Annotated in this window: 21 protein-coding genes and 3 tRNA genes; 5 read left to right on the top strand and 19 right to left on the bottom strand. The window is 48.6% G+C overall.

Features of this window, described 5'->3' with window-relative positions; genetic code table 11:
- Window positions 1-2: 2 nt before the first annotated feature.
- The 4 genes from motB to flhD all read right to left on the bottom strand — a co-directional run bounded on the left by motB (window position 3) and on the right by flhD (window position 2,871).
- Window positions 3-929 (bottom strand): flagellar motor protein MotB, encoded by a 927-nt coding sequence (gene motB / locus ATB02_RS08525; protein ID WP_105271415.1) that lies wholly within the window; start codon window positions 927-929, stop codon window positions 3-5.
- Window positions 926-1,813 (bottom strand): flagellar motor stator protein MotA, encoded by an 888-nt coding sequence (gene motA, locus ATB02_RS08520; protein ID WP_000906336.1) that lies wholly within the window; start codon window positions 1,811-1,813, stop codon window positions 926-928. The genes motB and motA overlap by 4 nt, the downstream gene beginning before the upstream one ends.
- Window positions 1,814-1,939: 126 nt before the next feature.
- Window positions 1,940-2,518, bottom strand: a complete 579-nt coding sequence (gene flhC, locus ATB02_RS08515) for a flagellar transcriptional regulator FlhC (protein WP_001291603.1) — start codon at window positions 2,516-2,518, stop codon at window positions 1,940-1,942.
- Window positions 2,519-2,520: 2 nt separating this feature from the next.
- Complete coding sequence (gene flhD / locus ATB02_RS08510) at window positions 2,521-2,871, bottom strand: flagellar transcriptional regulator FlhD (RefSeq protein ID WP_001295647.1); 351 nt, start codon at window positions 2,869-2,871, stop codon at window positions 2,521-2,523.
- Between the two features lie 779 nt (window positions 2,872-3,650).
- Between flhD and uspC the strand changes: the two genes are divergently transcribed.
- On the top strand, window positions 3,651-4,079 hold the full coding sequence (uspC, locus tag ATB02_RS08505) for a universal stress protein UspC (protein ID WP_000122421.1): 429 nt from the start codon (window positions 3,651-3,653) through the stop codon (window positions 4,077-4,079).
- A 6-nt stretch (window positions 4,080-4,085) separates the two neighbouring features.
- On the opposite strand, the gene otsA is transcribed toward uspC, so the two are convergent.
- The 5 genes from otsA to araF all read right to left on the bottom strand — a co-directional run bounded on the left by otsA (window position 4,086) and on the right by araF (window position 10,026).
- Entirely contained in the window at window positions 4,086-5,510 is a 1,425-nt protein-coding gene (gene otsA, locus ATB02_RS08500; protein ID WP_105271414.1) for an alpha,alpha-trehalose-phosphate synthase, read from the bottom strand.
- Window positions 5,485-6,285: a trehalose-phosphatase gene (otsB, locus tag ATB02_RS08495; protein ID WP_105271413.1), complete on the bottom strand. Its 801-nt coding sequence runs from the start codon at window positions 6,283-6,285 to the stop codon at window positions 5,485-5,487. The genes otsA and otsB overlap by 26 nt, the downstream gene beginning before the upstream one ends.
- Window positions 6,286-6,451: 166 nt before the next feature.
- Window positions 6,452-7,438: an arabinose ABC transporter permease AraH gene (araH, locus tag ATB02_RS08490; RefSeq protein ID WP_001306740.1), complete on the bottom strand. Its 987-nt coding sequence runs from the start codon at window positions 7,436-7,438 to the stop codon at window positions 6,452-6,454.
- A gap of 14 nt (window positions 7,439-7,452) precedes the next feature.
- Window positions 7,453-8,967, bottom strand: a complete 1,515-nt coding sequence (gene araG / locus ATB02_RS08485; RefSeq protein WP_105271412.1) for an arabinose ABC transporter ATP-binding protein AraG — start codon at window positions 8,965-8,967, stop codon at window positions 7,453-7,455.
- A 69-nt stretch (window positions 8,968-9,036) separates the two neighbouring features.
- The gene (gene araF / locus ATB02_RS08480) at window positions 9,037-10,026 is read right to left on the bottom strand and encodes an arabinose ABC transporter substrate-binding protein AraF (RefSeq protein ID WP_000548675.1); all 990 of its coding nucleotides are present in this window, start codon (window positions 10,024-10,026) and stop codon (window positions 9,037-9,039) included.
- 796 nt (window positions 10,027-10,822) lie between these two features.
- Here araF and ATB02_RS08470 point away from each other — a divergent pair.
- Window positions 10,823-11,326, top strand: a complete 504-nt coding sequence (locus ATB02_RS08470; RefSeq protein ID WP_000179469.1) for a non-heme ferritin-like protein — start codon at window positions 10,823-10,825, stop codon at window positions 11,324-11,326.
- A gap of 77 nt (window positions 11,327-11,403) precedes the next feature.
- On the opposite strand, the gene yecJ is transcribed toward ATB02_RS08470, so the two are convergent.
- Together yecJ and azuC are read right to left on the bottom strand one after the other, a co-directional pair.
- On the bottom strand, window positions 11,404-11,655 hold the full coding sequence (yecJ, locus tag ATB02_RS08465; RefSeq protein ID WP_000082120.1) for a DUF2766 family protein YecJ: 252 nt from the start codon (window positions 11,653-11,655) through the stop codon (window positions 11,404-11,406).
- A 114-nt stretch (window positions 11,656-11,769) separates the two neighbouring features.
- Window positions 11,770-11,856, bottom strand: coding sequence for a stress response protein AzuC (gene azuC / locus ATB02_RS26070; protein WP_010723106.1), 87 nt, complete (start codon window positions 11,854-11,856; stop codon window positions 11,770-11,772).
- A gap of 262 nt (window positions 11,857-12,118) precedes the next feature.
- Between azuC and ATB02_RS08450 the strand changes: the two genes are divergently transcribed.
- Together ATB02_RS08450 and ftnA are read left to right on the top strand one after the other, a co-directional pair.
- On the top strand, window positions 12,119-12,442 hold the full coding sequence (locus ATB02_RS08450) for a YecR-like lipofamily protein (RefSeq protein ID WP_001237859.1): 324 nt from the start codon (window positions 12,119-12,121) through the stop codon (window positions 12,440-12,442).
- A 171-nt stretch (window positions 12,443-12,613) separates the two neighbouring features.
- Window positions 12,614-13,111, top strand: coding sequence for a non-heme ferritin (ftnA, locus tag ATB02_RS08445; RefSeq protein ID WP_000917208.1), 498 nt, complete (start codon window positions 12,614-12,616; stop codon window positions 13,109-13,111).
- Between the two features lie 37 nt (window positions 13,112-13,148).
- Here ftnA and ATB02_RS08440 read toward each other — a convergent pair whose 3' ends face one another.
- Window positions 13,149-13,388: a YecH family metal-binding protein gene (locus ATB02_RS08440; protein ID WP_000377223.1), complete on the bottom strand. Its 240-nt coding sequence runs from the start codon at window positions 13,386-13,388 to the stop codon at window positions 13,149-13,151.
- 190 nt (window positions 13,389-13,578) lie between these two features.
- Here ATB02_RS08440 and tyrP point away from each other — a divergent pair, with 190 nt between their 5' ends.
- A complete protein-coding gene (gene tyrP / locus ATB02_RS08435) occupies window positions 13,579-14,790 on the top strand; it encodes a tyrosine transporter TyrP (RefSeq protein WP_105271411.1) in 1,212 nt (403 codons plus the stop codon).
- Window positions 14,791-14,839: 49 nt separating this feature from the next.
- Here the strand turns inward: tyrP and yecA are convergent, their stop codons facing one another.
- The 7 genes from yecA to uvrY all read right to left on the bottom strand — a co-directional run bounded on the left by yecA (window position 14,840) and on the right by uvrY (window position 19,244).
- Window positions 14,840-15,505, bottom strand: a complete 666-nt coding sequence (gene yecA / locus ATB02_RS08430) for a UPF0149 family protein YecA (protein ID WP_023351583.1) — start codon at window positions 15,503-15,505, stop codon at window positions 14,840-14,842.
- A gap of 195 nt (window positions 15,506-15,700) precedes the next feature.
- A tRNA-Leu gene (locus tag ATB02_RS08425) sits at window positions 15,701-15,787 on the bottom strand.
- A gap of 12 nt (window positions 15,788-15,799) precedes the next feature.
- Window positions 15,800-15,873 (bottom strand) — tRNA-Cys (locus tag ATB02_RS08420).
- A 53-nt stretch (window positions 15,874-15,926) separates the two neighbouring features.
- Window positions 15,927-16,002, bottom strand: a tRNA-Gly gene (locus tag ATB02_RS08415).
- Window positions 16,003-16,153: 151 nt separating this feature from the next.
- Window positions 16,154-16,702 (bottom strand): CDP-diacylglycerol--glycerol-3-phosphate 3-phosphatidyltransferase, encoded by a 549-nt coding sequence (gene pgsA, locus ATB02_RS08410; protein ID WP_001160187.1) that lies wholly within the window; start codon window positions 16,700-16,702, stop codon window positions 16,154-16,156.
- Window positions 16,703-16,758: 56 nt separating this feature from the next.
- Window positions 16,759-18,591, bottom strand: coding sequence for an excinuclease ABC subunit UvrC (gene uvrC / locus ATB02_RS08405; RefSeq protein ID WP_105271410.1), 1,833 nt, complete (start codon window positions 18,589-18,591; stop codon window positions 16,759-16,761).
- Entirely contained in the window at window positions 18,588-19,244 is a 657-nt protein-coding gene (uvrY, locus tag ATB02_RS08400) for a UvrY/SirA/GacA family response regulator transcription factor (protein ID WP_000611328.1), read from the bottom strand. Before uvrY ends, uvrC begins: the two co-directional genes overlap by 4 nt.
- Between the last annotated feature and the right edge of the window lie 106 nt (window positions 19,245-19,350).

Raw genomic sequence — 19,350 nt, 5'->3', positions numbered from 1 at the left:
TGTCACCTCGGTTCGGCTGATGGCATTGTGGGAACACTGACCTGTGGTGCAACCTCAGGTTTTTCCAGGGCGCTTACTGGCTCATTCTGGCTTTCGGCGTTTTCATGCAAAATGGCCTGTTCGGCTTGTTTGTTCAGTACCAGCAGGCTGATGCGACGGTTGACAGCATCATCAGGACCTCGATCGCTTAAGCGCATCGTTGCCGCCATGCCGACGACACGTAACACTTTGCCGCCATCCAATCCGCCAACCATCAGTTCGCGGCGGGATGCATTGGCTCGATCGGCAGAAAGCTCCCAGTTGCTATATCCTTTCTCACCACTGGCGTAAGGGAAATCATCGGTATGACCCGAAAGGCTAATACGGTTGGGAATACCATTCAGAACGGGCGCGATGGCGCGCAGAATGTCGCGCATATAGGGTTCGACGTCGGCACTGCCGGTTCTGAACATCGGGCGATTCTGGCTATCGATGATCTGAATACGTAGACCTTCCTGGACCAGATCGATTTTGAGATGTGGACGTAACGCCCGCAGTTTCGGATCGGATTCAATCAACTGGTCGAGATCGCCACGCAATTTCCGCAATCGACTTTGCTCCATGCGTTTTTTCAGCTCTTCGATGTTCGGCTGCTTATTCACTTCCCCCTGGCTTTGGGTGTAATCATCACCCCCACCGGGAATTGGGCTTTCACTATTAGAAATGCGATCGCCGCCCGTAACCGCAGTCGCCAGTGGAGTCCGGAAGTACTCCGCAATCTGAATCAGCTCTTTTGGGCTGGAGATGGAGATTAGCCACATCACCAGAAAAAAGGCCATCATCGCGGTCATAAAGTCGGCATAAGCAATCTTCCACGATCCATGTGCTGCCCCGTGGCTTTTGGCTTTGCGTCGTTTGACGACAATTATCGGATGCGCTTGACTCTTCATGCTTCCTCGGTTGTCGTCTGTTGTTGCGGATTTTTCACCGCACGCACATGCTCTTCCAGTTCAATAAACGACGGACGTTCGCTGGAATAGAGCGTTTTGCGACCAAACTCAACGGCGATAGGCGGTGCGTAACCGTTCAGATTAGAAAGCAGTGTGACTTTCACGCATTGCATCATTTTGCTGGTTTCGGCGCTTTTCTGACGTAAAACACTCGCTAATGGGGAAATAAATCCGTAAGCCAATAAAATACCGAGGAAAGTCCCCACCATCGCATGTGCGATAAGCGCCCCCAGCTCGGCGGCAGGACGATCGGCTGAACCTAACGCGTGAACGACCCCCATCACAGCCGCGACAATACCAAACGCCGGAAGTGAGTCCCCGACCAATGCCAGACTGTTCGCCGGGACTTCTGCTTCGCTTTCGTGCGTCTCAATCTCTTCATCCATCAGGGCTTCAATTTCGAAGGTATTCATGTGACCGCTGATAATCAGGCGCAGATAATCGACGATAAAATCAAGCATGACGCTATCCGCAAGGATGCGTGGGTAGCTGGCGAAGATCTCGCTCTCACGGGGATTTTCAATATCGCGTTCCAGCGAAAACATCCCCATCTGCCGCGATTTCGCCATCAACCGATAAAGCAGAGCGAGCAGATCCATATACATTGCTTTGGTATATTTGGAGCGACGAAATAGTAACGGCAGCGCCTTCAGCGTGCCTTTAATCGCTTTACCATTATTGCCGACGATAAACGACCCAATCCCTGCACCGGCAATAATCACCAGTTCAGCGGGTTGATAGAGTGCTCCAAGGCTTCCACCGGTCATCAGATAACCGCCGAAAACTGTACCGAGAACAACCAGGTAACCTAATAAGATAAGCACGACATCATCCTTCCACTGTTGACCATGACAGGATGTTCAGTCGTCAGACGTTAACGTGCGATTGGGGCAAAAAAAAGCAGCGGTACGTCGTTACCGCTGCTGGAATGTTTCGCCACACCGTATCAGTTAAACAGCCTGTACTCTCTGTTCATCCAGCAGTTGTGGGATAATATCGGCAGGATTCTGAGAAAGTTTACGTCTTTTTACTGCCCGGGATGGCGGCTGACATAAGCTGCAGGCAAAGCTGCCAACAGGCTGGTGAGCGTGGGTAATAAAATTGCCGCCGCAGCAGTTGCAGCTGGAAAGTTGCAGTAATCCACTTTCAACAAACCGTACCAATGTCCAGGCACGGGTTAATGCCAGTAGCGGTCCTTCTTCTGCTTGCGGGCACTGTTCAAGGTATAAACGGTAGGCTTTGATTACCGCATCGACGCCATTACACAAGCCGGTTTTCAGTAAAAACTGCCATGCGTTACAGAACATCGAAGCATGAACGTTTTGTTCCCAGGTCATAAACCAGTCGGTTGAGAATGGCAGCATGCCTTTCGGCGGTGGGCTTCCGCGCAGTTCTTTATAGAGTTTTATCAGGCGTCCGCGACTTAACTGTGTTTCGCTTTCCAGCATCTGCAAACGAGCGCCCAGGGTAATCAATTCCATTGCCAGCTGAATATCCCGCGCTTCCTGAACAATGCTTTTTTCACTCATGATCACGCCCTTTTCTTGCGCAGCGCTTCTTCAGGCTGATTAACATCATTCAGCAAGCGTGTTGAGAGCATGATGCCGGTATGAATTTGCTGGAGATCGTCAACGCGGGAATCTTGCGTCAACTGAGTAATCGTCTGGTGGCTGTCAAAACGGAAGTGACAAACCAGTTGATTGGTTTCTGCCAGCTTAACCATTTGCGGAAGAGTCAGTGCCGCTAACGTTGTCGCCATTTCTTCATTTATGCCGAGACGAAACATTGCGGACGCTTTGTCCTGAACAATCAGACGCTGTGCAAGTAGTAAATATGACAAGTTGATGTCATAAATGTGTTTCAGCAACTCGGAGGTATGCATTATTCCCACCCAGAATAACCAACTTTATTTTTATGCGGTCTCACCGCACCCCGTGATGTCGCCGGGAAGCCCCGGTAAAAAATAATTAGCATTAGAATAGTTGCGATAAGCTGCAATAGGCAGAGCCCTTTTTTGGATTTAATAAGTCCTTACAAATAGAAGGGGTTCTTTACACTTATCTAAGATTTTTCCTAAATCGACGCAACTTTACTCGTCACTACACTCACATACAACGGAGGGGGGCTGCGATTTTCAATAATGTGTGATGCAGATCACACAAAACGCTCAATTACTTAACATAAATGTATAAGTCATACTTTTGTTTTGGGTGTATTTCAATCTGTTAAAAAGTTTTTCGCTACGATAGCAAGTAAAAATGAAACAGGAATAATCGAAATGGGATGTTGCGCACAGTTAAAATAACTCACCGTAAATAATCATCTGCTATAAATAATTGCTTTAATGCAATACCCGATAAGCTATTTTTAAACAGACACTTACCGCACAACAAACTAATTAAATACAAAGAAAGGCAACAATCAACTTAATGTTAATAAAATGTTTTACATATATTAACCACTTGTTTGATATGGAGAATCAGTACATTATTTTCTTATAATTACAGTTGAAATCATATGATCACCGAGAGTGATTGATTAATTGTATTTACTAATAATCACACTAATATTTACCTGTTTGACTGAGTTGGGATTGCGTCGATTCTCCATTAGGAGTAAAGCTTTAATGTCACCTGAAGTTCACAGAATAAGGAACAGGTTATGAGCTATAGCAATATTCTTGTCGCCGTTGCGGTTACACCGGAAAGTCAGCAACTGCTAGCAAAAGCGGTATCTATCGCCAGGCCAGTAAAGGGACACATCAGTTTAATTACTCTCGCTTCCGACCCGGAAATGTACAATCAATTAGCCGCGCCGATGCTTGAAGATTTACGCAGCGTGATGCAGGAAGAAACGCAAAGCTTTCTTGATAAGTTAATTCAGGATGCGGGGTATCCCGTTGACGAGACGTTTATTGCCTACGGTGAGTTAAGCGAACATATTCTGGAGGTTTGTCGCAAACATCATTTCGATTTGGTGATTTGCGGTAATCACAATCACAGTTTCTTTTCGCGAGCATCCTGCTCGGCGAAAAGAGTGATTGCCTCAAGTGAGGTCGATGTGCTGTTAGTTCCACTTACGGGAGATTAACCGCACTTACGCAAGCTTAGGAAAGGTAGCAACTTTATCGCGCTGCTGGCTTTCCGCGCTTCGCGGAACTATCTGCTTTAGGTCGCTAATGAAGCACTCCTGCCAGTGGTTAATATCGTTTTTCACGATAACGTCCAGCATTTCTGCATGACGGGAAATACGTTCCGCCAGCGACATAGTCAATGCACGATCCAGCGCAGCTGCAACTTCGTCACGATCGTAGGGATTAACCATTAACGCCGACGTTAACTCGTTTGCCGCTCCCGCAAATTGCGAAAGAACAAGTACGCCCGGGTTGGCTGGGTCCTGAGCGGCAACATACTCTTTTGCCACCAGGTTCATCCCGTCACGCAGTGGCGTCACTAAGCCCACGTCAGAGTAGCGGAATATTTTCATCAGTAATTTACGGTCAAAATGCTGATTCAAATAATAAAGCGGCGTCCAGCCTAATTGCCCATATTTACCATTAATTCGTCCGGCTTCATTTTCGAGCTGATGACGAATATCCTGATAGGCTTGCACATCACCACGCGACGTTGGCGCGATCTGGGTATAACGAATTTTACCGTGATGTTGCGGATATTTTTCCAGTAACGCTTCATAGGCGAGAAAACGCTCCGGCAAACCTTTGGAATAATCCAGTCGTTCAACAGAAAAGATGTTCTGTACGTTTTTCAGTTCCGCTTTGAGTTGCGCCAGTTTTGGCGGCAGTGGTCCGGCAGCCTGTTTCGCTATTTCTTTCGGCTCAATACCGATCGGGTAAACTTCTGTTCGAAACGCTTTGCCGCAGGCCGTATGGCTTTTTGCGCTACGCGTCGTGACACGGGTCAGGTTAGAAAGGCAATCCAGGAACGCCAGACGATCGTTTTCTGTCTGGAAACCCAGCAAATCATAATCACAAAGCTGTTCAAGCAAGGTGTCATATGTCGGCAGCGCGTTGAAGATTTCCGGTGTCGGGAAAGGAATATGCAAAAAGAAACCAATGCGATTATTCACCCCACGTTTGCGTAATTCATGCGCAAAGGGCAACAGGTGATAATCGTGGATCCAGATAATGTCATCGTCTTGCAACAGCGGCAGTAATTTATCTGCCAGCAACGCATTTACGCGTAGATAGCCGTCCCAGGCAGGACGCTGAAATTGCACCAGATCGAGGCGATAATGAAAAGCAGGCCAGAGAACGGCATTGGAGAATTGGTTGTAGTATTCGTCAAGGTCCTGTTCGCTAAGGTTAAAAGAGGCCCACGTAATGTTACCCTTTTTCACCTTTTTTAGCGGCTGATCCTCATTTCCTGTTTCGCCACTCCAGCCAAACCACAGTCCACCTGCGGCTTTCAGTGCCCCCAGTATGCCAACGGCAAGGCCACCGGCACTGGCGGCGTGCTCATCTGGTGGTGCAATCCGGTTAGATACTACGACTAAACGACTCATAGTCATCACTCCTGTTATTTTCTCTTTTTTGTTGTAATGCGGTGGTTATCATTTCAAGCCAGCCCCAGACATCCGGCACGGCCGCCAGTCGCCATGATGCCTGAGTTGCGCCTGTGCCAATTTTTACTGACATTCCGCCCAGCCGGTTAACGACAGCGAAGCCAGATTCATCGGTTAAATCATCGCCCAGAAATACCGGCGTTCGCCCGATAAAGGGAGCTTCCTGCATAAAGGCAGCAATCGCCTCACCTTTACTGGTGCCTCGCGGCTTGATCTCGACAACACACTTTCCCTGCTGTAACGCCATTTGTGGCCAGATCTGAGTAATACGTTGCGCTAATGTCATTAATGCGTCTTCATGCTGCGGAGCCTGACGATAATGCAGCGCAAAGGCCATCCCTTTCGTCTCCAGCTCCGCGCCGGGAAGCTGGGCGATAGCCGTATGCAGTTGCACGCTAATATCACGCGCAATCGCATCCGGCAGATGAACGATATGCGTTTTACCATTGATGTCACGGCGCTCCGCCCCATGCACGCCCGCTAACGGGAAGCGATAAGGTTTTGCCAAAGCGTCAAGCTCTACCATTGAGCGCCCTGATATCAATGCCAATGCACCATCACTTGCGGTTGCCAGTAGCTGAAGTCCTTGCAGAATATTGTCAGGCACGACCACCTGATCGGGATGCGGTTTGATTTCCGCCAGCGTTCCATCGAGATCAAAAAACCAGGCATATTTCGCGGATAGTTCAGGGGTTTCGGTTAACGGTTCTGTCACCCGGTTCTCCTCCTTCTCTTTTCTTATTGTGTTGCGCAGAACGCGCTTTACAGACATGTAAGTATAGACAGTGTGACGGGGGTCGCCATTTGTAACGAAGAACAGCCAACCGTTGTGGCGGCTGGCTGTGGTGGGAAAAAACGCTAAATTGTTGCAGAAGAAAGCATCAAACAGTACGTTTCGCTTTTTGCTTGTAACGGTCGAAGATCACCGCTGCCAGCAGGATTAAGCCGCGAACCACGTACTGGGCGAAAGGAGAAATATTAAGCAGGTTCATGGCGTTTTCCACGGTGCCTAAAATTAAGATACCCGCCACCACATATGAGATTTTTCCGATGCCACCTTTCAGAGAAACGCCACCTAAAACGCAGGCGGAGATAACAATCAGCTCATAACCAATCGACGTCATTGGCTGCCCACTGGTCATACGTGAAGCCAGAATAATTCCGGCTATCGCTGATACCAGACCAGAGAGAACAAAGATAATAATTTTGGTGCGAACAACCGGTACACCCGCCAGACGCGCTGCCTCTTCGTTCCCGCCAATCGCCAGGGTGTTACGCCCAAAGGTGGTTTTATTCAACAGCAAACCAAAGACAATCAGACACGCGACGGTAAGCCAGATTGGCGCAGGCAGACCGAACCAGTTGGCGTAACCAAGGGCAAAGAAGCTTTCATCTTCGATACCGACCGCTTTACCGTCTGAAATGATGTACGCCAGACCTCGAACAATCTGCATCGTTGCCAGTGTCGTGATCAGGGCATTTATTTTCAGTTTGGCGATAACAAAGCCATTGACCAGACCACAGAGAACGCCCAGCAACAAACCCGCTGCCACGCCAATCCACAGGCTTTCAGTCAGGTTGATAACCACCGCCGTGGTGACACCCGCACAGGCAATTACGGAGGCGACAGAAAGGTCAAAGTCACCGGAAGCAAGGCAGAACAACATGCCACACGCCACCATCCCCGACATAGAAATTGCCAGGCCCAACCCTTTCATATTAATGAAGGTGGCAAAATTTGGGACAAAAATGGCGCAGGCGATAAAAAGCACCGCAAACACCACCAGCATGCCGTACTGATCCCAGATACGCCCAAAGCTGAAAGACGACTTAGGTGCGCCAGAACCCGATGTAGAAACAGAAGACATCATACTCTCCTTACTCAGGCAACTGCCTGGCTGACTTTAGGCATCGCAAGGCTTAATGCCTGACGCTCATCTGCCTGCTCGTGTAACAATTCACCGGCGATTTCGCCTTCCCGCATCACTACAATCCGGTCGGCAACGCCGAGGACTTCGGGTAAGTCGCTGGAGGCAAACAGCACCGCCACGCCCTGCGCTGCCAGCGCATAAATCACGTTGTAAATTTCATGCTTAGCACCAACATCAATGCCGCGCGTAGGTTCATCCAGCAAAATGACCTTCATCTCTTCCGATAACCAGCGGCCCAGAATGGCTTTTTGCTGATTTCCGCCTGAAAGATTCATGATCAGTTGCTCTGCGCCCGGGGTTTTGATGTTGAGCGAACGAATGTGGTGATCGGCATTGTTTTCTTCCCAACCGTTGTTGATTACACAACCGCCGAGCACATGTTTGCGTCTGGCACTGATGTTGATATTGTCGCGAACGGAGTGCACAGGAATAATGCCTTCCGCTTTACGATCTTCCGGGCAGAGCATCATGCCTGCGGCAATGGCATGACCCGGTTTACGGATATCGATCGGCTGTTGGTCGATATAAACCTGACCGGCGGTGATTTGCGTCCCGCCAAACATGCCTTTCATTAATTCACTGCGCCCGGCCCCCACCAGACCAAACAGACCGACAATTTCACCACTACGAACCGCCAGACTTATTGGCGTACGCACGCCTGGTGCTTTCACAGCATCAAGACGCAGCCGCTCCTCGCCATAACTACGCGGTTGCCAGCCGTAGATATCGCCGATGTCGCGCCCGACCATCGCCTGCACCAGCGCGTCATGATCAACCTGCTGCATATCGGTAAAGGTTTTGACATAACGCCCATCTTTAAAGACGGTGATGGCATCACTGAGGGCAAATATTTCTTCCATACGGTGAGAAACATATAAGATCACGCGCCCTTCTTTACGCAGTTCACGAATAACGCGGAAAAGATTGTCGATTTCACGGGCAGAAAGGGAACTGGTTGGCTCATCAAAGGCGATGATTTTGGCGTTACGCGCCAGCGCTTTGGCAATCTCAACCATCTGCCACTGACCAATAGAGAGATATTTCAGCGGCGTATCCGGGTCAATATCCATACCAAGATGTTTAAGTTGTAAACCCGCTTCATAATTCAGCAGTGAGCGATTCACTATGCCGCCTTTATGAGGAAGCTGGCCGAGATAGATGTTTTCCGCGACGGTCATTTCCGGCACGAGATGCAGTTCCTGATAAATAATCGCCACACCCGCGTTAAGTGCCGCGGTCGTGTCGGAAAAGGACATTTCTTGTCCATTAATCACTACAGAACCCGTGGTTGGCGCATAGTTGCCGCTGAGGATTTTTAAGAGAGTTGATTTTCCTGCGCCATTTTCACCCATCAACGCATGAACCTGACCGGCATAGCAGTCAAAACTAATATCCGTCAGCGCCTTAACGCCGGGAAACGTTTTACCGATGCCGCGAAATGAGAGATACGGGGTAGACTGTTGCATAACGTCTCCGTGAATCACTGGTCGTTCACACCCCCTCTGCATCATGCAGAGGGGAATTTTTCCGGCAAATTACTTACCGCCTAAACCTTTTTTCTCCAGTTCTTCTTTAAAGTTGTCACGCGTGATCAGTACCACGTCGGTAACTTCGGTAAATTTTGGCGGTTCAACGTCTTTTGCTACCCAGTTGTAAAGCATTTCACTGGATTTATAGCCATGTACGTCCGGGCTTGGCAGCAGGGAACCGTAGAAGCCGGTTGCCTGTGCTTTAGACAGTTCGCTTACTGCATCCACACCGTTAATACCAATACCGATGATATCGGCTGCTTTAAAGCCCTGACCTTCGGTTGCACGTACGCCGCCAAGTACGGTGCTGTCGTTCATACCGACGATCAGCCAATGTTTAACTTCCGGATGTTGAACCAGCATTGAGTTGGCAGCGTCAAATGCCCCCGGGATGTCGTTAGATTTGGTAGGTACCTGATAAATTTGTTTTTCCGGGAATCCGGCCGCTTTCAGCGCATCCATAGATCCCGTAGTACGGCGACGTGCCGTATCCAGTTCGTTGGCGGTAATCGCCATCACCGCGCTTTCTTTGACATCCCAGCCACGTTTCTGCATCTCTTTATACAGTTCCTGGCCCTGACGTTCGCCAATTTTAGTCGCCGCCATCATCACCAGAGGAACGGTATCCATTGGCTTACCTTTGGCGTTAACAAACTGGTCATCCACGGCAATGACTTTCATATCGTAGCCACGCGCTTTCGCCACAATGGCAGAGCCGAGCTTCGGGTCCGGAGTACAAATAACGAAACCTTTTGCGCCACTGGCTGCCAGGCTGTCGATCGCGTTCAATGTTTTTTCGCCATCCGGCACGGCAATCTTAATAACCTCAAACCCTAAATCCTTCCCGGCTTTATCGGCAAACTTCCATTCGGTCTGGAACCACGGCTCTTCCGGTTGCTTCACCAGGAAACCGAGCTTCAAGTTCTCCGCCATAGCGGATTGTGACATAACGGCTGCCAGACCAATGGCTGCCAGGGCTTTAGTAAATTTGTGCATGGTTCTCTCCAGCTTTAGTGTCGTTTTGTGTAGGGCAAAAACGAATAACTCTCGTTAATTTAATCGGAAAACAAAGCATTACCTTTTAACTAAAAGATAAGTGACTGTGTTGACATAGTTTTAGCGAGAAATTAATTCTCCATAGGAGAGCAATATCACATCGCAGAATTACAGTGAGAACGTGCATAAATTTAGCGGGAAAAGACATAGAGAAAGGCTCATTTGTCAGACAAATCATCGAGTACACAGCAGATTAATCCATAAGATTAGCCTGGAAGTCCTTGTTGTGTTTTGTACCCATACGGAACGTCTTCTTTTTAACCAGTCAATTGGCCACATTACCTGGCGTTGAGCTTTTGAAATGGTGTAATAACCGCAACTCAAAGATGTGGAAAATGCGCGTCATTCATTTCGCCATTAATTATCACTGTGCTCATTAATTAACAGAACACGTATACTGAGAGCCATATCGCAAAAATGAAAAAACGTTTTAAAAAATCATTGCTTCATCATGAATTCAAATCCCCCTATTAATATCAACAAGATACAAAAAGCATCATCATTAAAATTCATTGCAGTTACATTGATTTCATCAATGAAATGTAAAAATATATAAACTTGATGATTTAAGCATTTTCTTATACCCGTTCAGACGTTATTCTTATTTCAGATCATCGTCAGAATTGACTCCACGATCACATTTCGGACCGGCAGAAAGGAATTATTCTGCAAACAGTAATTATGGTGTTTTGATTTATCTTGCACCTCTCCACTTCTGGATATAAGGATATTAGGTATGGCAACCGCTGGAATGCTTCTCAAACTCAACTCTCAAATGAACCGCGAGTTTTACGCATCCAATCTCTACCTTCACCTGAGTAACTGGTGTTCTGAACAGAGTCTGAACGGCACCGCCACTTTCCTTCGCGCCCAGGCACAGAGTAACGTGACCCAAATGATGCGCATGTTTAACTTTATGAAGAGTGTCGGCGCTACTCCCATCGTTAAAGCCATTGATGTTCCCGGTGAAAAACTGAACTCACTGGAAGAACTTTTCCAAAAAACGATGGAAGAATACGAGCAACGTTCAAGCACGCTGGCGCAGTTAGCCGATGAAGCGAAAGAACTGAATGATGATTCAACCGTCAATTTCCTGCGCGATCTGGAAAAAGAACAGCAGCATGATGGCCTGTTGCTGCAAACCATTCTTGATGAAGTGCGCAGTGCGAAACTTGCTGGTATGTGCCCTGTGCAGACCGACCAACATGTTCTGAATGTCGTGTCGCATCAGCTGCATTGATCATCATCGGCGCTAATGCATTGCGCCGATGAAGTTTTTGAGAAACCGCTGCCTCATCTTTTTGAAGCAGCGGTTTTTTAATGGGATTCACCCTGTGGGGTAAACTTGAGTTCAATCAGCGCGATGGCTTTTTGGATTGCCCGCATGGTGACCGGGTCTGCGGCGGCGGGATGGTGAGTAAAGTCGATATTCTTCAGCTGGCTGGACATTTTTTCGCGAACTTCAACGGGCGCGATTACATCCAGAACGTCGAGAATTTGTTTGATAACCAACTGGCAAGCAACCACATCAGAAACCAGTTCCTGATCGGCATTCAGCGGCTGGGACATCGTAAACTCCTGATAGCATTTTGAAAGCCGTTATAGTAGCGGCTTCACATCTTCAGCGATAGTCACATACACCGTCATCAGGACACAAAAAAACCTGCCGGAGCAGGTTTTTTGTTATCGGAACATATTGCCTGGCGGTACGTCTTTGAACGTCTTGCAATAGTTATTGAACATACTTTTCAGGATCTTGCGCAGTTTCATCGCGGCACTCCGACTATTTGTTATGCAGGTGTTATTGTCTTTGCACTTATAATATGACAACCATCACAAAAATCAATCTTTATGTGATGCAAATCACATAAATACCCCTTTAATGTTATAAAAATGATAATCAAAAAGCAGCACCCCCATTTCTGACACATACAGATGGCGAGAAATAGCGCCTGCCAGGCGTCTTTTCCGGCCATTGTCGCAGCGCTGTAACGCGTAAAATACTGCTTTCTTTTACTCTTCTGGCTGGACCATGAGACTTCTGATTCTGACTCTTTCATTAATAACGCTGGCGGGGTGCACAGTTACTCGCCAGGCTCATGTGGGCGAAGTTGACGCGGCAACAGGTATTGTTCGGTTGGTTTATGATCAGGCTTTTTTGCAGCATGCCCGTACCGATCGTTATGTCAGTCGCGGGATCGCCGATCGCGCATGCCAGCAGGAAGGCTATACCCACGCTATCCCCTTTGGTCAGCCAGTAGGCAACTGTAGCCTCTTTGCGGGTTCCTTATGTTTGAATACGGAATTCACTTTGTCATATCAGTGCCATCATTCCGCCTTCCCTGTCTTTCTCTAAACGTTTTAATCAGCGAGGGGGATCTTCGCTGATTAAATAAATAGCGGTAATGCGTTTTATTCCCATTCGTATTTTTAATAAATGAAGTTTATATTTTACCTTTTGCAAATAATAAAATAACAAATTATAGTGACGCCACAGCAACAAATATAACCTTTGTGGAGCACTATCATGCTGAAACCAGAAATGATTGAAAAACTTAATGAGCAGATGAACCTGGAACTGTACTCTTCACTGCTTTATCAGCAAATGAGCGCCTGGTGCAGCTATCATACCTTCGAAGGTGCTGCCGCGTTCCTGCGCCGCCACGCCCAGGAAGAGATGACGCATATGCAGCGTCTGTTTGATTATCTGACTGATACCGGCAACTTACCGCGTATTAATACCGTTGAATCTCCGTTTGCTGAATATTCCTCACTTGATGAATTATTCCAGGAAACCTATAAACACGAACAATTAATCACGCAGAAAATTAACGAACTGGCTCATGCTGCAATGACCAATCAGGACTACCCAACATTTAATTTCCTGCAATGGTATGTTTCTGAGCAGCATGAAGAAGAGAAACTGTTCAAATCGATTATTGATAAATTAAGCCTGGCAGGCAAAAGCGGCGAAGGTTTGTATTTTATCGACAAAGAACTCTCTACCCTCGACACACAAAACTAATGCTCTCCGGCGGCAGGTTTACTGCCGCCGTTTCAAATCAGTGACGGCAAATCTTACTCTGATCGGTTGAAAAACCGTCTTCCGAAGGTATAAATTTGCCTTTTGCTGCCAGAAACGCTACCAGCTCTCCCGCTGTCATCCCTTCTGCCGAGCAGGTGTGAAAACGTGCCTGTTCACCAAAACGCGCTTTAATCGCTGCTTCCAGACTGGCATGCGTATATTGCTCGCCTGATTCAATCATCATATTTAACACTTCATGACCGTGAATAGAGTCCATCGTTCCTCCTCAAAAAAAGGCTAGCGTAGCGATTGCCGCTTACCAAGACTTTGCGCCAGCGCAGGACTGAACGCATTTTATTGTACATTTATATTTACACCATATGTAACGCCGGTTTGACGAATCCGCCGTTATGCCTTAACCTGCGCCGCAGATATCACTCATAAAGATCGTCAGGACAGAAGAAAGCGTGAAAAACAGAACTCTGGGAAGTGTTTTTATCGTGGCGGGAACCACAATTGGCGCAGGCATGCTGGCAATGCCGCTGGCTGCGGCAGGTGTTGGTTTTAGCGTCACGTTTATCTTGTTGATTGGGCTTTGGGCGTTGATGTGCTACACGGCGCTATTACTACTGGAGGTGTACCAGCATGTCCCGGCAGATACCGGTCTGGGCACGCTGGCAAAACGCTATCTGGGACGCTACGGTCAGTGGCTGACGGGCTTCAGTATGATGTTCTTAATGTATGCTCTGACTGCGGCATACATCAGCGGTGCTGGTGAATTGTTGGCTTCCAGCATCAGCGACTGGACAGGTATTTCAATGTCGGCAACCGCTGGCGTGCTGTTGTTCACTTTTGTTGCCGGTGGCGTGGTTTGTGTCGGAACTTCGCTGGTCGATTTATTTAACCGTTTTCTGTTCAGCGCCAAAATTATTTTTCTGGTGGTGATGCTGGTACTGCTACTTCCGCATATTCATAAGGTGAATCTTTTAACCCTGCCGTTGCAACAGGGGCTGGCACTGTCTGCAATCCCAGTGATTTTTACGTCGTTTGGTTTTCACGGTAGCGTGCCGAGCATTGTCAGTTATATGGATGGCAATATTCGTAAGCTACGCTGGGTGTTTATAACCGGTAGTGCGATCCCCCTGGTGGCATATATTTTCTGGCAGCTGGCGACGCTTGGCAGCATTGATTCAACAACCTTTATGGGATTGCTGGCTAATCATGCCGGATTAAACGGGCTGTTACAGGCGTTACGCGAAATGGTGGCCTCTCCGCATGTTGAGCTGGCGGTGCATTTATTTGCTGATTTAGCCCTCGCCACGTCATTCCTCGGCGTTGCGTTAGGTTTATTTGATTATCTGGCAGATTTGTTTCAGCGTTCAAATACCGTTGGTGGACGATTGCAAACTGGTGCAATTACCTTTCTGCCGCCGTTAGCGTTTGCACTGTTTTATCCACGAGGATTTGTAATGGCGCTGGGTTACGCCGGTGTGGCGCTGGCGGTACTGGCATTGATTATCCCTTCGCTGTTGACCTGGCAAAGCAGAAAGCACAATCCTCAGGCGGGTTACCGGGTGAAAGGTGGTCGTCCGGCGCTGGTGGTGGTGTTTCTCTGTGGTATTGCTGTGATTGGCGTGCAATTTTTGATTGCGGCAGGCTTGTTACCAGAAGTGGGATGATTAGATCTTATTGGGTGCCAGAATTAACGCTGACACCCAATTTGACCTCTTAATGCAGGCAGCACTGCTTAAATTTCTTACCACTGCCGCACGGACAAGGATCGTTACGACCCGGTTTCTCTTCTGCTTTGATCGGTTGCTGAACAGCTTTTTCCTGCGGATGCGCCATCCAGTATGCATGTAAATCAAGCGCCGCCAGTCGAATGGCATCTACGCTCTCTTCAAACGCTTCTGGCGACATCTTCTCTACCCGCTCGAAGTTTTCCTCAGTACCGTGCAGCGCAATCGCCTCCAGCGCCGGTTTTAACGAATCGGGCAACGTTGACCAGTCAGAAAGTGCCACGCCCCGCATATAGCCAAAGCACCACTCCTCAACAATCGTCAGCTCGCTGCCATCGACTTCTCGCAAGCCGAATAACGGCTCAAACTGCTCCGGGAATTCGTTCAGACGCTCTGCGGTATCGGTCATATGCTGAAAAGCCAGGTTCATAAAGCGCGTCATCTCTTTCTCTGACGCCCAGCGTGGCACATAGTCAGCCCCACCCCATACGGCAACCAGCCACTGTGCCGGTTCAATCTCTTGCGGAGAACTCAACACCGCCGTCAATAAACCGTCCAGCTCCGCCACATCAAGAATGGCGTGGTCAGTGTTGTATTTGGTCAGAATATCGTCCAGCCATTCCAACTCACTTTCGTTTAACGGTCCCGTTTTCATACGCTTTTCCTTGTGGATCTCAACTCGCCAACACCTATCTTACATGTCGGTCCGTATCAGAGATACTTTTTGAGTGGCTTTGCCGGTGATTAAAAATTAAGGAGGGTGTAACGACAAGTTGCAGGTACAAAAAAACCACCCGAAGGTGGTTTCACGACACTGCTTATTGCTTTGATTTTATTCTTATCTTTCCCATGGTACCCGGAGCGGGACTTGAACCCGCACAGCGCGAACGCCGAGGGATTTTAAATCCCTTGTGTCTACCGATTCCACCATCCGGGCTCGGGAAGAAAGTGGAGGCGCGTTCCGGAGTCGAACCGGACTAGACGGATTTGCAATCCGCTACATAACCGCTTTGTTAACGCGCCAAATTCTTCAGGCCTTTCAGCCGGACATCCGCTGAAGCCGATGTCTTTTAAACTGGAGCGGGAAACGAGACTCGAACTCGCGACCCCGACCTTGGCAAGGTCGTGCTCTACCAACTGAGCTATTCCCGCATTCATCAAGCAATCAGTTAATCACTTGATTTTATTATCGTCTGGCAATCAGTGCCGCCGTTCGATGCGTTGCATTCTACTTACCTGGCGCGATGAGTCAACGATATTTTTCACCACTTTTGATCGTTTGCTGAAAATTGCGCCGAAACGATCACTGATCAAGCAAATCTGCACGCGCAGCGCTCAAATATTGCAACATTGACCACAGAGTCAGTACCGCAGCCACAAAGAAAAGTGCAATACCGGCGTACTCAACCCAAATGTTCGGACGCCACAGCAGCCAGGCCAGCGCTACCATCTGGGCAGTGGTTTTCACTTTCCCAATCCAGGAGACAGCCACGCTACTGCGTTTACCCAACTCTGCCATCCATTCGCGTAGCGCAGAAATAATAATTTCACGGGCGATCATCGTTGCCGCCGGTAATGTCACCCACCAGCTGTGATAATGCTCGGTTACCAGCACCATGGCGATAGCCACGAGAACTTTATCTGCTACAGGGTCAAGGAAAGCACCAAACCGGGTACTCTGGTTCCAGCGGCGTGCCAGAAAACCATCGAACCAGTCAGTCACCGCCGCGACGCAGAAAATGAGCGCGGCGGCAAACGGCGACCAGGTGACAGGTAGATAAAAGACCAATACAAAGAATGGGATAAGGATGACACGGAACAGTGTAAGCAACGTAGGGATATTAAATTGCATAATGACGGGTAACTATCTGTTGTCAGTAAGATTACCCCTATGTTGCTACAGAGACATCAATGTTTCAACGACCAGAAGATCTTTTCTGCCAGACCTTGCGAAATACCCGGCACTTTTGCAATTTCCTCGACGCTGGCGTTACGTAAACCTTGCAAACCGCCCATATATTTCAACAACATTTGCCGACGTTTTGGCCCGACGCCTTCAATGGTTTCCAGGGAACTGGTATTTTTGACCTTCGCCCGTTTTTTGCGGTGCCCGCCAATCGCGTGATCGTGTGATTCATCGCGAATATGCTGGATAACATGCAGCGCGGGAGAATCTGGCGGCAAACTGAATCCCTCACCTTCCGGCTCAAAGAACAGCGTTTCCAGCCCAGCCTTACGATCTGCTCCTTTGGCAACGCCAAGTAGCAGCGGATGATTTTTATCCCATGAGACATCCAGTTCGGCGAAGACATTTTTGGCCTGCGCAAGCTGGCCTTTGCCGCCGTCGATAAGGATCACATCCGGGATCTTACTGTCGTCGATGGCTTTACCATAACGCCGACGCAGCACCTGATTCATCGCCGCATAATCATCGCCCGGCGTAATGCCAGTAATGTTATAGCGCCGATACTCCGCACGCAGCGGGCCGTTAGCATCAAATACCACACAGGAGGCGACGGTTTGTTCACCCATGGTATGGCTGATGTCAAAGCACTCCATCCGCTTCACTTCCGGCAATTTCAACACGCTGGCAAGCGCGGTCAGTCGCTGGTGAACGGTAGATTGCTGCGAAAGTTTGCTGGTTAAGGCCGTCGCCGCATTGGTGCGCGCGAGTTTCAGATAACGCGCCCGATCGCCGCGAGGTTTGGTTTGAACATTAATCTTGCGTCCCGCCAGTTCTGAAAGGGAATCGGCGAGCAGCGTTTTATCGCTAAGATTAAAATCGAGCAGGATCTCTCCCGGTAAGGTGCGCATCTGGCTGCCTTGTAAATAGAACTGACCTACGAAGGTTTCCACCACCTCGCTCAGTTCCGTACCGCCCGGCACTTTCGGGAAATAGCTGCGGCTGCCGAGCACTTTACCCTGACGAATGAACAATACGTGGACACAAGCCATGCCCGCATCGAACGCCACACCAATAACGTCAAGGTCGTCGCCGGTATTGGACACAAACTGTTTTTCGGTGACGCGTCGCACCGCCTGAATTTGGTCGCGAATACGTGCCGCTTCTTCAAACTCCAGATTCTGGCTGGCAGTTTCCATACGGCTAATGAGTTGCGTAAGCACCTGATCATCTTTGCCAGACAAAAACAGGCGCACATACTCGACCTGCTGAGCGTATTCTTCTTCACTCACCAGTCCTTCAACGCACGGTCCCAGACAGCGCCCTATCTGATATTGCAGACACGGACGCGAGCGATTGCGATAAACACTATTTTCGCACTGGCGAATGGGGAATATCTTTTGCAGTAACGCCAGTGTTTCACGTACGGCATAGCCATTCGGGAACGGGCCGAAATATTCACCTTTGGCATGCTTCGCACCACGATGCATCGCCAGACGCGGGTGGGTATCGCCACTCAGGAAGATAAAAGGATAAGATTTATCATCGCGTAGCAAAACGTTGTAACGCGGCTGATAGAGTTTGATGTAGTTGTGTTCCAGCAACAGCGCTTCGGTTTCTGTATGAGTAACCGTTACATCAATTTGCTGGATCTGGGCGACCAGCGCTTCGGTTTTGCGCGAAGCGAGGTTGCTACGGAAATAGCTGGAAAGCCGTTTTTTCAGGTCTTTCGCTTTGCCGACATAGATAACCGTACCACCAGCATCGTACATGCGATAAACGCCTGGCTGGCTGGTTACGTTTTTTAAAAACGCTTTTGCGTCAAACTGATCACTCACTGACTTGATAATGTCTCCGCATTACACAGACCATGGCGAATTGCCAGGTGAGTCAGCTCAACATCGCCATGAATGTTTAGTTTACTGAACATACGATAGCGGTAGCTGTTCACCGTTTTCGGACTGAGATTGAGCTGTTCTGAGATCTCATTGACCTTCTGGCCCTTGGTGATCATCAGCATAATCTGCAATTCACGTTCAGACAAACTGGCAAATGGGCTTTCTGTTTTTTCTGGTTCGATCTGGCTTAACGCCATTTGTTGAGCGATGTCAGAAGCAATGTAACGCTGCCCTGAATAGACAGAACGGATCGCACTCACGACTTCCTGCGGAGCCGCGCCTTTGCTGAGGTAGCCCGCAGCACCGGCCTGCATGACTTTCGCTGGTAAAGGGTTTTCTGTATGGACCGTAAGCATGATGATTTTTACATCAGCTGTGGAACGCGCGATTTTACGCGTCGCCTCAAGACCGCCAATGCCCGGCATACTCATGTCCATTAGCACCACGTCAACGGCATTTGCCCGGCACCACTTAACGGCGTCTTCACCGCACGATGCCTCACCGACGACTTTTATACCCTTTATATCTTCCAGAATGCGTCGTATCCCTGCGCGCACCAGTTCGTGGTCATCAACAAGTAGAACGTTGATCAAAGGAATATCTCCAGAAATAGGGATAACGCTACTGATAGTTAGTCATTCGTATATTAGCGGTTTTTATTGCAACTTTGAAACGTTAAAAATGGTGGGTATTCGATTT

Origin of the sequence: Escherichia sp. MOD1-EC5189 (assembly GCF_002966045.1) — a bacterium.
Classification (GTDB): domain Bacteria; phylum Pseudomonadota; class Gammaproteobacteria; order Enterobacterales; family Enterobacteriaceae; genus Escherichia; species Escherichia coli_F.
This window is presented reverse-complemented; position numbering and strand designations above follow the sequence as displayed.